We start from the raw sequence: 12,294 nt of genomic DNA on the forward strand, positions 1-12,294 counted from the left end.
GTGCGCGGGCCGCCGGGGCGGCTGCGAAGATGCCAACGGCCGGTTGTTATCCCGGTCGAAACGTCGGTGCGGACGAAAGGTCGGTGGGTCGTGGCTGGACCGTTGAATGGACTGCGGGTGGTGGAGCTGGCCGGCATCGGACCCGGCCCGCATGCCGCGATGATCCTCGGAGACCTCGGCGCCGACGTGGTCCGCGTCGACCGCCCGACGGGCGGTCCCGCCGGGGCGGCACGCGACGCGATGCTGCGCAACCGCCGCGTGGTGACGGCCGATCTGAAGTCCGAGCCGGGCCGCGAGCAGGTGCTGCGGCTGGTCGCCAGGGCCGACGTGCTGATCGAGGGCTTCAGGCCCGGCGTCACCGAGCGCCTGGGGCTGGGCCCCGAAGACTGCGCGAAGGTCAACGAGCGCCTGATCTACGCCCGCATGACGGGCTGGGGACAAACGGGTCCCCGCAGCCAGCAGGCCGGCCACGACATCAACTACATCTCGCTCAACGGCATCCTGCACGCCATCGGCCGGGCGAACGAGCGCCCGGTGCCGCCGCTGAACCTGGTCGGCGACTTCGGCGGCGGCTCGATGTTCCTGCTGGTCGGCATCCTGGCCGCGTTGTGGGAGCGGCAGACCTCCGGCAAGGGCCAGGTCATCGACGCCGCCATGGTCGACGGCTCGAGCATGCTGATCCAGATGATGTGGGCGATGCGCGGCATGGGCATGTGGACGGATGCGCGGGGCACCAACATGCTCGACGGGGGCGCGCCCTACTACGACACCTACGAGTGCGCCGACGGGCGCTACGTCGCCGTCGGCGCGATCGAGCCGCAGTTCTACGCGGCCATGCTGGCGGGGCTCGGGCTGGAGGGCGCGGACCTGCCGGCGCAGAACGACGTCGGCCGCTGGCCCGAGCTGCGGGCGGCCCTCACGGAGAGGTTCGCCGGCCGGGACCGCGACCACTGGGCCAAGGTGTTCGCCGATTCCGACGCCTGCGTGACGCCGGTGCTGGCGTTCGGGGAGGTGCTGACCGAGCCGCACATCAGCGAGCGGCACACGTTCTACGAGGCCGAGGGCGGCTTGCAGCCGCTGCCGGCGCCGCGGTTTTCCCGCACGCCCGCCGACGCCCCGCGTCCCCCGGCGGCGCCGCTGCCCGACATCGAGGCCGTCCTCAACGATTGGGTATAGTCCCCGACCAACTGGTGGATAGGGAAGGACTCGCATGGAGATCAGAGATGCCGTAGCCGTCGTCACCGGGGGCGCGTCGGGCCTGGGCCTGGCGACCACCAAGCGGCTGCTGGACGCCGGCGCGCAGGTGGTGGTGCTCGACCTGCGGGGCGAGGACGCGGTTCGCGAGCTGGGCGACCGCGCGCACTTCGCGCAGACCGACGTCACCGACGAGGCGGGCGTCGCCAAGGCTCTGGACACCGCCGAGTCGCTCGGCCCGCTGCGCATCAACGTCAACTGTGCGGGCATCGGGAACGCCATCAAGACGCTGTCCAAGGACGGCCCTTTCCCGCTGGACGCGTTCAAGAAGGTGGTCGGGGTCAACCTGATCGGCACCTTCAACGTGCTGCGGCTGGCGGCCGAGCGCATCGCCAGAACTGAGCCCATCGGTGGCCCGGACAAGCAAGAGCGCGGCGTCATCATCAACACCGCCTCGGTCGCCGCGTTCGAGGGCCAGATCGGCCAGGCCGCCTACTCGGCCTCCAAGGGCGGCGTGGTCGGGATGACGCTGCCGATCGCGCGCGACCTGTCGCGGGAACTGATCCGCGTGGTGACGATCGCGCCGGGGCTGTTCAAGACGCCGTTGCTGGGTTCGCTGCCCGAGGAGGCGCAGAAGTCGCTCGGCAAGCAGGTGCCGCACCCGGCCCGGCTGGGTGATCCCGACGAGTACGGGGCCCTGGCGGTGCACATCATCGAGAACCCGATGCTCAACGGCGAGGTCATCCGCCTGGACGGCGCCATCCGGATGGCGCCGCGCTGAGGATCCGGATAAACGAAAGCCCCCCGCCATCGGCAGGGGGCTGACGTTTGTGGATGAAGTCGATTTATCGGCGGAACCAGCGACTGACGGCGGGTTCGGCCATTAGCAGGCGAGCAAGCACACTCATGGTCGTCGCTCAGCTGGCCGTGGGCAGGGACTGGAAGTCTTCGAACTGCTCCGAGGTCTCGCCTTCCACCAGCATGTCGCCGTGGTAGAGGGCCTCGAAGTCAGCCTTGATGACGTCGGCACTTGAGTCGTCGATCCACATGACACTGAGCGTATGGGTCGCGCTTAAGGAATCTTTGAGTCTCGATTCGGAAAATGGTGGCAATTTACCCGCGAGTAGCTTGCGCGCCGACCGGCCCCTGAGCGGTGGCGTAATCGGCCGTTTTCGGCTGGTGAACCGCGGCCCGTCGGCCCCCGTAGTCATGGCAGACGTTGTTTGACACCTGTAAGTTAGCGTTGGTAAGTTTTCGCGGATAGCGGCCAGCGCATCAGCAGCAACCGGTCGCTTGCGGCCGGGGGGAAGGCTTCAAAATGCTGCAGCGCATTGCTCGACTGGCTATCGCGGCGCCGCGCCGCATTCTCGGGATCGGGCTTCTGATCTTCATCGCCGCCGCGGTGTTCGGTGTGCCGGTCGCCAAGAGCCTGGCCCCGGGCGGCTTTCAAGACCCCAATTCGGAGTCGGCCCGCGCCATCGCCGTGCTCGGCGACAAGTTCGGGCAGAGCGGCCAGCAGATGCTGGTCATGGTGACCGCACCGGCCGGCGTCAACAGCGACGAGGCCCGCCGGGTGGGCAAAGATCTCGTCTTGGACCTGCAGCGTTCACCGCTGGTGTACAACGTCTCGTCGGCCTGGACCGCGCCACCGCAGGCCGCGAAGAACCTCATCAGCAACGACGGGAAGTCCGGGATCATCGTCGTCAACCTCAAGGGCGGCGAGAACGACGCGCAGAAGAACGCCCAGAGCCTGTCCGACGAGTTCGTCCACGATCGCGACGGTGTGACCGTCCGCGCCGGCGGTTCGGCGATGGAATACGCGCAGATCAACAAGCAAAATCAGGAAGACCTGCTGGTGATGGAGGTCATCGCCATCCCTTTGAGCTTCCTGGTGCTGGTGTGGGTATTCGGCGGGCTGCTGGCGGCCGCGCTGCCAATGACCCTCGGCGCGCTGGCCGTCGTCGGATCGATGTCCGTCCTGCGGCTGATCACCTTCACCACTGAGGTGTCGATCTTCGCCCTCAACCTCAGCACCGCGCTGGGCCTGGCGCTGGCCATCGACTACACGTTGCTGATCCTCAGCCGCTACCGGGACGAGTTGGCCGCCGGCAGCGACCGGCACGAGGCGCTGATCCGGACCATGGCAACCTCGGGCCGCACGGTGCTGTTCTCCGCGGTGACCGTGGCGCTGTCGATGTCCGCGACGGCGCTGTTCCCGATGTATTTCCTGAAGTCCTTCGCCTACGCCGGGGTGGCGACCGTCGCGTTCGTCGCGACCGCCTCCATCGTGATCACCCCCGCGGCCATCGTGCTGCTGGGCCCGCGACTGGACTCGCTGGACGCGCGGCGCCTGGTGCGCCGCCTGTTCCGTCGGCCGGAGCCGGCGCACAAGCCCGTCGAGCAGATGTTCTGGTACCGGTCGAGCAAGTTCGTGATGCGGCGCTGGTTTCCGATCGGGATGGCCGTCATCGCGATCCTGGTGTTGCTCGGGCTCCCGTTCGCCGGCGTCAAATGGGGTTTCCCCGACGACCGCGTGCTGCCGGTCTCGGCGTCGTCGCACCAGGTCGGTGACCGGATGCGCACCGACTTCGCGAACGACTCGGCGACCGCCGTGCCCATCGTCGTCCCCGACGCCCGGGGGCTGAACCCGGCGGAACTCGACCAGTACGCGGCCAAGTTGTCGCGTGTCCCCGAAGTGTCGGCGGTGTCGGCCCCGGGCGGGACGTTCGTCGGGGGACGGCGGGCCGGACCGCCCGCCGCGGCCGCCGGGATCACCGACGGCAGCGCCCTCTTGACGGTCAGCACGACGGCCCCGCTGTTCTCCGACGCCTCCGACGCCCAGCTCCGGCGGCTGCACCAGGTCGCCGGGCCGGGCGGCCGCGCCGTCGAGATGGCCGGTGTCGCGCAGGTCAACCGCGACAGCGTCGACGCCGTCACCAATCGCCTTCCCCTGGTGCTGGGGCTGATGGCCGCCATCACCTTCGCGTTGCTGTTCCTGCTCACCGGCAGCGTGGTGCTGCCGCTCAAGGCGCTGGTGTGCAACGTGCTGTCGCTGACGGCGGCGTTCGGGGCGTTGGTGTGGATCTTCCAGGACGGCCACCTGGGCGCCCTGGGTACGACGCCCAGCGGCACCCTCGTGGCGAACATGCCGGTCCTGCTGTTCTGCATCGCGTTCGGGCTGTCCATGGATTACGAGGTGTTCCTGGTCTCCCGCATCCGCGAGTACTGGCTGGAATACCGGATCGCGGCGTCCAACAAGGACGAGGCGCAGGTCGCCAACGACGAGGCCGTCGCGCACGGCGTTGCGCGGACCGGCCGGGTGATCACCGCCGCCGCGCTGGTGATGTCGATGTCCTTCGCCGCGCTGATCGCCGCCCACGTGTCGTTCATGAGGATGTTCGGCCTGGGCCTGACGCTGGCGGTCTTCGCCGACGCGACGCTGGTGCGGATGGTCCTCGTCCCGGCGTTCATGCACGTGATGGGCCAATGGAACTGGTGGGCGCCCAAGTCCCTCGTGCGGCTGCACGATCGGTTCGGCGTCAGCGAGGGACCCGCCGCGCGGACGCGAAGCGCCGAGCCGGCCCGGGAGGCCGGCGAGCCGGCGCAGCACACTGGTCGCGTGATCACGCAGCCGGTGACCAAGATTGGTTGACGTGTCGATCGAGGGTCTGCGCCGCCCCAGGGCCCCGCGCGGATCCGGCGACCGCCTGCGCGAGGAGATCCTGGACGCGGCCACCGACCTGCTGCTGGAAACCGGGCGGGCGAGGGGGGTGTCGATCCGCTCGGTGGCCCGGCGCGTCGGGGTCACGCCGCCGTCGATCTACCTGCATTTCGCCGACAAGGAAGCCCTGCTGGACGCCGTCTGCGCGCGTCACTTCGACAAGCTCGACGCGGACATGCGGCGGGCCGCCGAGCAACCATGTCCGGTGGACGCGCTGCGCGCCCAAGGGCTGGCCTACTTCCGCTTCGCCGCCCGGACACCGGAGCTCTACCGGATCGCGACGATGCGGGAATGGCTCTTCGCCGGCGACGTCGACGCGACGCTGGAAGCCTCGGTGCTGCAGCACCTGCGGGCCTCCGCGCTCAGGCTGATGGACGACGGCATCCTCCTGGCCGACGACCCGACCCGCGTCGCCCTGCAATTGTGGAGCGCGGTGCATGGCGTGGCGGCTATGGTGATCGCGAAACCGCACTTGCCGTTCGGCGATGCCGAGGCGTTCGCCGACCGGATCCTGTGCTCGGTGTTCTGCGGGCAGGTGGTCATCGGTTACTGCGACACCGATGCCACGCCCCAGAAGCTGGCGGCATGGGTGGCGGCGCATCGGCAATCGGAGGATCCCTGGAGATGAAGCAGCCAGTCGCGTCGAAGGTCGACAACCCGTTCTTCGCCCGGATCTGGCCGATCGTCGCCACCCACGAAGCCGGGCCGATCCGGGCCATGCGCCGGGAGAATCTGGCCGGCCTGTCGGGCCGCGTGCTGGAGGTGGGCGCGGGGATCGGGACCAACTTCCCCAACTACCCCGACTCGGTGCAGCAGGTGGTGGCAGTCGAGCCCGAGCCCCGACTGATGGCCCAGGCCCAGGCCGCGGCCGCCGTGGTGCCGGTCCCGATCACCGTCACCTGTGAGACCGCGGAGGGGGTCGCGGGCGAGGAGCCCTTCGATGCGGTGGTGTGCTCGCTGGTGTTGTGCTCGGTGCGCGATCCCGCCGGCGTTTTGCGGCGGCTGTATTCGCTGCTGCGTCCGGGCGGTGAATTGCGGTATCTCGAGCATGTGGCCAGCGCCGGTTTCCGCGGCCGGTTCCAGCGGCTGGCCGACGCGACGCTGTGGCCCAGGCTCCTCGGCAACTGCCACACCCACCGCGACACCGAACGCACGATCCGCGAGGCCGGGTTCGAGGTCGAGGTTTCGCGGCGCGAGATGACGCTTCCGGTGTGGGCGCCGATGCCGGTGTCGGAGCTGGTGCTGGGGCGGGCCCGCCGGCCCTGACACGTTGGGCCTCCGGGGCGTCTGAATGTGCCGAGGCTGCGCCCAGGGCGGCTTGAGCGACCGAAGCGCGATCTGTGCGCAGGCTCGGCGCCGTCAGCGCAGGCTCGATGCGCGAAAGTCCAGCGCATCGCGCACTCGGCGGACGATGTCGGATGGTCGATCGTCCGCGAGCACCCGGATGACGACCCAGCCAAGCCGCTCCAAGGTCTCGCGACGGCGAACATCGCGGGCGTACTGCCAGCGGTCCAGCCGATGATGCTCGCCGTCGTACTCGACGGCGACCATGACGTGCTCCCAGCCCATGTCGAGGTAGTACACCTGCCCGTCGGCGCTGACCACCTTTATCTGGGTGGTCGGCCGCGGTAGGCCGGCGCGGATCAGCAGGAGTCGCAGCCAGGTCTCCCTCGGCGACTGCGAACCGACATCGACCAGGTCAAGTGAGCGCTCGAGCTGCCGGAGGCCGCGGGCCCCGCGGTGCCGGTCGGCCAGTTCGGCGACTTCGTCCACCTTGACCGCGGTCGCGCGTAACAGGGCGTCCAGGTGGGCCACCGCGAAGAACAGCGCCTTCCGCCGGCCGATGTCGAAGGCGGTGCGCTGCGGCGTGGTCACCGGGACGCCCGCCAGTTCCTCGAATTCGTCGGCGCACAGCCGCCTGTCGAAGGTCCGCAGCCCGCGGGGTGGTCGCGCATTCGACCAGATCAGCTCGACGGGCAGGGCCTCGTCCACCCATTTCGAGCCGTGCCATGCAGCCGCCGTCAGCCCGGCCAGCACGCCGCGACGGTGCGACCACAGCCAGGCCGCCACCGCGCGGTCGCGGATCGTCGGCTGTCGGTCTCGTCTGACGTAGACGTCGGGAAAGACGGCCCGGAATCGGGATCGCAGCTGATGGCGCCGCAGCGCTCCGCACGCCAACGCCTCGCTGCCGATGAACGGTTCGCCGATCGCCATGCCGGCAGAGTGGCCGACCGCCCGGTCGCGGCGCTTCCCGAATCCGCGTTCAGGGCGCGATCTGTGGACCGACGGCGATCTGTGCGCAGGCTCGGCGCCGTCAGCGCAGGCTCGGCTACTTCAGCAGCGCGGGAATCCGCTGCAAAAGCCCCGGCAATGCCGTGGTCGCCGTCTCTCGCACGCACAAGGTGGCGTGCCGGGACAGCGGCGTGACCTCGGGATTGACCTCGATGACGGCCGTACCGCGGGACAGCGCCAGCTCCGCGAGGCCGGCCGCCGGGTAGACCAGGGCCGAGGTCCCCACCACCACCATCAGGTCGGCCGCCTCGGTCGCTTCGACGGCGTGCTGCCACGTCTTGTCGGGCAACGGCTCGCCGAACCACACGATGTCGGGCCGGATGAGCCCGCCGCAGTGGCAGACCGGGGGCTCGACCTCCAGCGTCGGCTCGGGCATCTCCGGAAGCCGCCCCGTGTAGGGCATATCGCAGCGGTCGCAACGGAATTCGAAGAGGCTGCCGTGGACGTGGTGCACCGGCGCGCTGCCGGCACGCTCGTGCAGGTCGTCCACGTTCTGGGTGACGACGCTGACCTCGGCGTGCTTCTGCCAGTCGGCGATCGCGCGATGCCCCAGGTTGGGCTGCACGTTGGCCACTAGGTAGTGCCGCCACAGATACCAGCCCCAGACGCGCTCGGGATTGTCGCGCCAGCCCTGCGTGCTGGACAGCTCGTAGGGATCGAAGCGGGCCCACAATCCGTTCTTGTCGTCACGGAACGTCGGCACGCCGCTTTCCGCGGAGATCCCCGCGCCGCTGAGCACCGTTACTCGCATCCCACCAAGATAGTCGGGCCTGAGTGATACTGGGACCATGGAGCTGCGGGAATGGCTACGGGTCGACATGAATGCGGGCAGACCGCTGTTCGACCAGCTCCGCACCCAGGTCATCGACGGCGTGCGGGACGGCGCCTTGCCGCCCGGCACACGCCTGCCCACCGTCCGCGAGCTGGCCGGCCAGCTCGGGGTCGCCGTCAACACCGTGGCCCGCGCTTATCGCGAGCTGGAGCACGCGGCCATCATCGAAACCCGCGGCCGGTTCGGCACCTTCGTCGCCCGCTACGACCCGAAGGACGCCGCGATGGCGGCCGCGGCCCGCGAGTACATGCGGATAGCCCGGGACCTCGGCTTGGCCAAGGCCGACGCGGTGCGCTACGTCGAGGCCGTACCCGACGACTGAGCCGACGGCGGTGTCACCGCAGCACCTTGTGCAGCGTCCGGAGGTTGCGGGTGGTCGTCGATGACTTGTATCGCGGCTCGCCCATCGTCTTGCCGATCGTGCTGTCCAGCGTCGCGCCCTTGGGCACCTGCCAATACAGGACGCCCAGGGGGCCGCGGCTGATCTTCTCGTCGGGACCGGCTCCCTCGCCGAGCGCGGCGAGCTCGTCGAGGACCGCGCCGTCGGCCACGAACGTGACGTAGGACTGGTAGCCGTCCACCTCCGGCTCGAACGGGTAGGCGTCGACGATCTCGCGCACCGTGTCGATGTCGTAGACCAGGACCCAGGCCTGGTAGCCGAACCTGGCGCGCAACGCGGCCTCGGCGTTGGTGCGCACGGTGGCGGATCGGGCGGAAGACTGCAGCAACACGTTGCCGGTCGCCAGAACGGTTCGCACGTCGGTGAAACCGGCGCCGGACAGCGCGTCGGCCACGTCGGCCATCTTCAGGTTGACCCCGCCGACGTTGACACCCCGCAGGAACGCCGCATATCTGGTCATCACCCGATTTCACCAGGTCGGGCTCAGGCGCGGGGGCGCGGGACGCGAGACGTAGGCTCATCGCATGGGACGCCAAGTCTTCGACGACAAGCTGTTGGCCGTGATCAGCGGGAACTCCCTGGGGGTGCTGGCCACCATCAAGCGCGACGGGCGTCCGCAACTGTCGAACGTGCAGTACCACTTCGACCCGCGCACGCTGCTGATCCAGGTGTCGATCACCGAGCCCCGGGCCAAGACGCGCAACCTGCGCCGCGACCCGCGGGCGTCCATCCTGGTCGACGCCGACGACGGCTGGTCGTACGCCGTGGCCGAAGGCACGGCCGAACTCACCCCGCCGGCCGCCGCGCCGGACGACGACACCGTCGAGGCGCTGATCGCGTTGTACCGCAACATCGCCGGTGAACACCCGGACTGGGACGACTACCGGCAGGCGATGGTCACCGACCGCCGGGTGCTGCTGACGCTCCCGATCGCCCACGTGTACGGCATGCCCCCCGGCGTCCGGTAGGGCCAGTGGCGATCGCAAGCGCGGCGGAGCCGGGCGCAGCGGGTCGCCACCAAAGGGCTAGTGCGATCGCAAGCGCGGCGGAGCCGGGCGCAGCGGGTCGCCACCATCAGGGCCAGTGCGATCGCAAGCGCGGCGGAGCCGGGCGCAGCGGGTCGCCACCAAAGGGCCAGTGCGATCGCAAGCGCGGCGAAGCCGGGCGCAGCGGGTCGCCACCATCAGGGCTAGGCTCCCGCTATGGCAGCATCGAAGTCCCCCGAGTCGGCGGAGTCGGCCGGGGAGGACGACACCAAGCGCAAGTTCAAGGAAGCCCTCGACCGCAAGCTGGCGAAATCGTCGGGCGGATCAGACCACAAGGACGCGGGCGGCAAGCAACCGCGGGCGCACGGGCCGGTGGAGGGGCGCCGGGAATTTCGCCGCAAGAGCGGCTAATAACCTTCGCGCACAGGCGAATTCGCGGCATTGTGCCCGCCTGATCCGGCGCCGCGGTCACGAGCGAACAGGCCGATCGACGGGTCTGCCTGCCCTGGCTTGCCCCGCAGGCTTCCCCGGGTGCTGGGGTGGTCGAAGTTCACTTGGGACGGGTCGTTTTGGTATGCCCAGTCCGCGACGATGGTGCGGTGACTGAACTTCCAGCGGCCGTCGTGTTTGGCGTATTCGTCCAGATACCGGCCGCCGATGATGACATCCACGTCGTGGTCGGGGCCGGCGAAGGTGTGAAACACCAGGCAGTAGATCTCACCCTGGGCCGAGTCGCCGTCGATCGCGAAGTTCGTTGTGGTGATGTTGTGTTGCGACACAAGCACATAGGGCTCCGCGGCCTGTAGCTGCGCGATGAACTCTTCGACGCCGCCGGTCGAGAACGAGCCGTGCGAGTCGGTCGCGCCCGGGTGGTAGAGGCTACGAAGCGTCGCGTAATCGGCACGGTCGACGGCCCGGCAGTAGGCAGTGACCAGGTGGCGCAGTTCGTCGCGGGCCAGCATCAGCGTCAATTGGGCTTCATCGACCACCACGTCACCATAACGCCGTGGTTAGGCGCTGGCCGTACGCGGCGTTTCGGCGGTTGGTCTCGAACCGAATGGGTGCCGGTCGTAGGGTGTTCAGCGGAAGGAAGGTCGCCGACAGTGAAACTTTGCCTCGCCCAGAACCCCGACGCCGACGCGCTGCTGGACGACGATCCGTTCGCGTTGCTGATCGGCATGTTGCTGGACCAGCAGGTGACCTTCGAGACCGCCTTCGCGGGGCCCAAGAAGATCGCGGACCGGATGGGCGGGCTCGACGCCGCGGCGATCGCGGATCACGACCCGGAGAAGTTCGCGGCGCTGTGCGCCGAAAGGCCGGCGGTGCATCGCTTTCCGGGGTCGATGGCCAAGCGGATCCAGGCGCTGGCGCAGATCATCGTGGACCGCTACGAGGGCGACGCGGCCGGCCTGTGGACCGCCGGCGAGCCCGACGGCAAGGAACTGCTGCGCCGCCTCAACGGGCTGCCCGGCTTCGGGGAACAGAAGGCGCGGATCTTTCTGGCCCTGCTCGGCAAGCAGTACGGCGTGACGCCGACGGGCTGGCGGGAAGCGGCCGGGGAGTTCGGCCGGCCCGGCACCTACCTCTCGGTCGCCGACATCGTCGACGACAAGTCGCGCGGCCAGGTGCGTTCCTACAAGAAGCAGATGAAGGCAGCAGCTAAGGGAAAGGCAGCAACGTGAAGACACACATCACGTGTCCGTGCGGGGAGGCCATCGTGGGCAAGGACGAGGACGAGCTGGTCGAGTTGACCCAGGCCCACCTCGCCAGCGTCCACCCCGGTCTCGACTACGACCGCGACGCCATTCTGTTCATGGCGTACTGACGCGGACGCGCGTGCCACCGTCCGGTGACACGCGCGTCCGCGCTGGCAACCTCTACGGCACCACCGTCGAACCGATGGTGGGCATGAATTGGCACTGCCGTTCCTTGGTGGTGACCTGCCCGAAGATCGTCGACATGATGCTCCCCGAACCGGTGTCGGCGATCACGCTCAATGTCGTGGGGCCCTCGGGGTTGATGTCGGACCGCGGCTTGAGCGTGGCGCTGCCGGACTTACCCGTGGTCAGGTTCACCCAGGTGACGTTGAGCGGCAGCTTCTGCACCTCGGCGGGTCCCGGGGTGCCCACCGCGGTGAACACGTACGCCGTCTGACCGGGCCCGGGTCCGGGAAGCGGAATCTTGGCCGGACCCGCCACCGACAGGGCGGTCGCTATCGCGTTGCTGCCGTCGGCCAGGCAGTTCGTGCCGATCGAGGGATACATGAAGTCCTGTGTGGGCGGCGCGTCAGGACCGAAATCCGGGTTCGCCGCGGGCGCCGAAGCCGGGGCCGGCGCCGGGGGAGCCGCGGGTGGGCCGCGGGCGGCGTCGACAGCCCCGGAATCGCCGGCAGGCCGGGGATCGAGGGGGCGGCCGGGGCGGCGGGTGCCGCGGGTGCGGCCGGCGCCGCGGGCGTCTGCTGCAGCAGGCCGGGGAGCATCCCCGCAAGGCCGCCCGGGTTGGTCGGCGCGGCGGGCGAGGTCGCACCGGCCGCCGGAACTCCCGGGAAGCTGATGCCGGGGGTGGCCGGGGCCGCCGGCGGCGTCGCGCCCAGCGCGGTGGCGAGGTTCTGCAGGATCTGCGGCGCGTTGGCCGCCGAGGCGATCAGCTGCTGCGGAATGTTGGGCACCGGCGGCGCCGGCACGGGGTCGGCGTGCGCGATGCCGCCCGTCAGTAGTGCGGCGGACGAACCGACTACGACGGCGGTTGCACGCAAGTAAGTCCAGATGGTTGGCATGACTCTCCCTGGTATCGACGACAAGGTCCGTGCCTGAAGCTACGTTGATACTGGTGTGACTCAAGTGACACGTGTGGCATTTATGTGATCGTT

Annotated in this window: 15 protein-coding genes and 1 pseudogene; 10 read left to right on the plus strand and 6 right to left on the minus strand. The window is 69.4% G+C overall.

The window, feature by feature from the left end; all coding sequences use genetic code 11:
* Positions 1-90 precede the first annotated feature (90 nt).
* Positions 91-1,176: a CaiB/BaiF CoA transferase family protein gene (locus tag BN971_RS07475; RefSeq protein WP_085180440.1), complete on the plus strand. Its 1,086-nt coding sequence runs from the start codon at positions 91-93 to the stop codon at positions 1,174-1,176.
* Between the two features lie 34 nt (positions 1,177-1,210).
* Entirely contained in the window at positions 1,211-1,975 is a 765-nt protein-coding gene (locus BN971_RS07480; RefSeq protein ID WP_085180438.1) for a 3-hydroxyacyl-CoA dehydrogenase, read from the plus strand.
* 136 nt (positions 1,976-2,111) lie between these two features.
* Here the strand turns inward: BN971_RS07480 and BN971_RS26270 are convergent, their stop codons facing one another.
* Positions 2,112-2,243 carry a hypothetical protein gene (locus BN971_RS26270; RefSeq protein WP_139027063.1) on the minus strand — a complete coding sequence of 44 codons (132 nt, stop codon included), beginning with the start codon at positions 2,241-2,243 and terminating at the stop codon, positions 2,112-2,114.
* A 269-nt stretch (positions 2,244-2,512) separates the two neighbouring features.
* Between BN971_RS26270 and BN971_RS07485 the strand changes: the two genes are divergently transcribed.
* From BN971_RS07485 to BN971_RS07495, 3 genes are read left to right on the plus strand one after another with little or no spacing between them, the layout of a single operon-like run.
* Positions 2,513-4,846 carry an MMPL family transporter gene (locus tag BN971_RS07485; RefSeq protein WP_085180436.1) on the plus strand — a complete coding sequence of 778 codons (2,334 nt, stop codon included), beginning with the start codon at positions 2,513-2,515 and terminating at the stop codon, positions 4,844-4,846.
* Position 4,847: 1 nt separating this feature from the next.
* On the plus strand, positions 4,848-5,543 hold the full coding sequence (locus BN971_RS07490; protein WP_085180434.1) for a TetR/AcrR family transcriptional regulator: 696 nt from the start codon (positions 4,848-4,850) through the stop codon (positions 5,541-5,543).
* Positions 5,540-6,181 carry a class I SAM-dependent methyltransferase gene (locus BN971_RS07495; protein ID WP_085180433.1) on the plus strand — a complete coding sequence of 214 codons (642 nt, stop codon included), beginning with the start codon at positions 5,540-5,542 and terminating at the stop codon, positions 6,179-6,181. Before BN971_RS07490 ends, BN971_RS07495 begins: the two co-directional genes overlap by 4 nt.
* Positions 6,182-6,274: 93 nt before the next feature.
* On the opposite strand, the gene BN971_RS07500 is transcribed toward BN971_RS07495, so the two are convergent.
* Entirely contained in the window at positions 6,275-7,129 is an 855-nt protein-coding gene (locus tag BN971_RS07500) for a type IV toxin-antitoxin system AbiEi family antitoxin (protein ID WP_085180431.1), read from the minus strand.
* 115 nt (positions 7,130-7,244) lie between these two features.
* The gene (locus BN971_RS07505; protein WP_085180430.1) at positions 7,245-7,958 is read right to left on the minus strand and encodes an SIR2 family NAD-dependent protein deacylase; all 714 of its coding nucleotides are present in this window, start codon (positions 7,956-7,958) and stop codon (positions 7,245-7,247) included.
* 37 nt (positions 7,959-7,995) lie between these two features.
* Between BN971_RS07505 and BN971_RS07510 the strand changes: the two genes are divergently transcribed.
* Entirely contained in the window at positions 7,996-8,361 is a 366-nt protein-coding gene (locus BN971_RS07510; protein ID WP_085180428.1) for an Rv1152 family transcriptional regulator, read from the plus strand.
* A 13-nt stretch (positions 8,362-8,374) separates the two neighbouring features.
* Here the strand turns inward: BN971_RS07510 and BN971_RS07515 are convergent, their stop codons facing one another.
* Entirely contained in the window at positions 8,375-8,899 is a 525-nt protein-coding gene (locus BN971_RS07515) for a DUF1697 domain-containing protein (RefSeq protein WP_085180426.1), read from the minus strand.
* A 64-nt stretch (positions 8,900-8,963) separates the two neighbouring features.
* On the opposite strand from BN971_RS07515, the gene BN971_RS07520 reads away from it, so the two are divergent.
* Both BN971_RS07520 and BN971_RS07525 read left to right on the plus strand, forming a co-directional pair.
* Positions 8,964-9,407, plus strand: coding sequence for a PPOX class F420-dependent oxidoreductase (locus BN971_RS07520; protein ID WP_085180424.1), 444 nt, complete (start codon positions 8,964-8,966; stop codon positions 9,405-9,407).
* Positions 9,408-9,641: 234 nt separating this feature from the next.
* Entirely contained in the window at positions 9,642-9,836 is a 195-nt protein-coding gene (locus BN971_RS07525; RefSeq protein ID WP_085180421.1) for a DUF5302 domain-containing protein, read from the plus strand.
* On the opposite strand, the gene BN971_RS07530 is transcribed toward BN971_RS07525, so the two are convergent.
* The gene (locus tag BN971_RS07530) at positions 9,833-10,417 is read right to left on the minus strand and encodes a nuclear transport factor 2 family protein (RefSeq protein WP_085180419.1); all 585 of its coding nucleotides are present in this window, start codon (positions 10,415-10,417) and stop codon (positions 9,833-9,835) included. The genes BN971_RS07525 and BN971_RS07530 overlap by 4 nt on opposite strands.
* Positions 10,418-10,528: 111 nt before the next feature.
* Between BN971_RS07530 and BN971_RS07535 the strand changes: the two genes are divergently transcribed.
* Both BN971_RS07535 and BN971_RS07540 read left to right on the plus strand, forming a co-directional pair.
* Positions 10,529-11,107: an HhH-GPD-type base excision DNA repair protein gene (locus BN971_RS07535; RefSeq protein ID WP_085180418.1), complete on the plus strand. Its 579-nt coding sequence runs from the start codon at positions 10,529-10,531 to the stop codon at positions 11,105-11,107.
* Positions 11,104-11,250 (plus strand): hypothetical protein, encoded by a 147-nt coding sequence (locus BN971_RS07540; protein ID WP_063892814.1) that lies wholly within the window; start codon positions 11,104-11,106, stop codon positions 11,248-11,250. Before BN971_RS07535 ends, BN971_RS07540 begins: the two co-directional genes overlap by 4 nt.
* A gap of 52 nt (positions 11,251-11,302) precedes the next feature.
* On the opposite strand, the pseudogene BN971_RS07545 reads toward BN971_RS07540, so the two are convergent.
* Positions 11,303-12,201 (minus strand): annotated as a pseudogene (locus BN971_RS07545) (Rv1157c family protein).
* Positions 12,202-12,294: the final 93 nt, after the last annotated feature.

Origin of the sequence: Mycobacterium bohemicum DSM 44277 (genome assembly GCF_001053185.1) — a bacterium.
GTDB lineage: Bacteria > Actinomycetota > Actinomycetes > Mycobacteriales > Mycobacteriaceae > Mycobacterium > Mycobacterium bohemicum.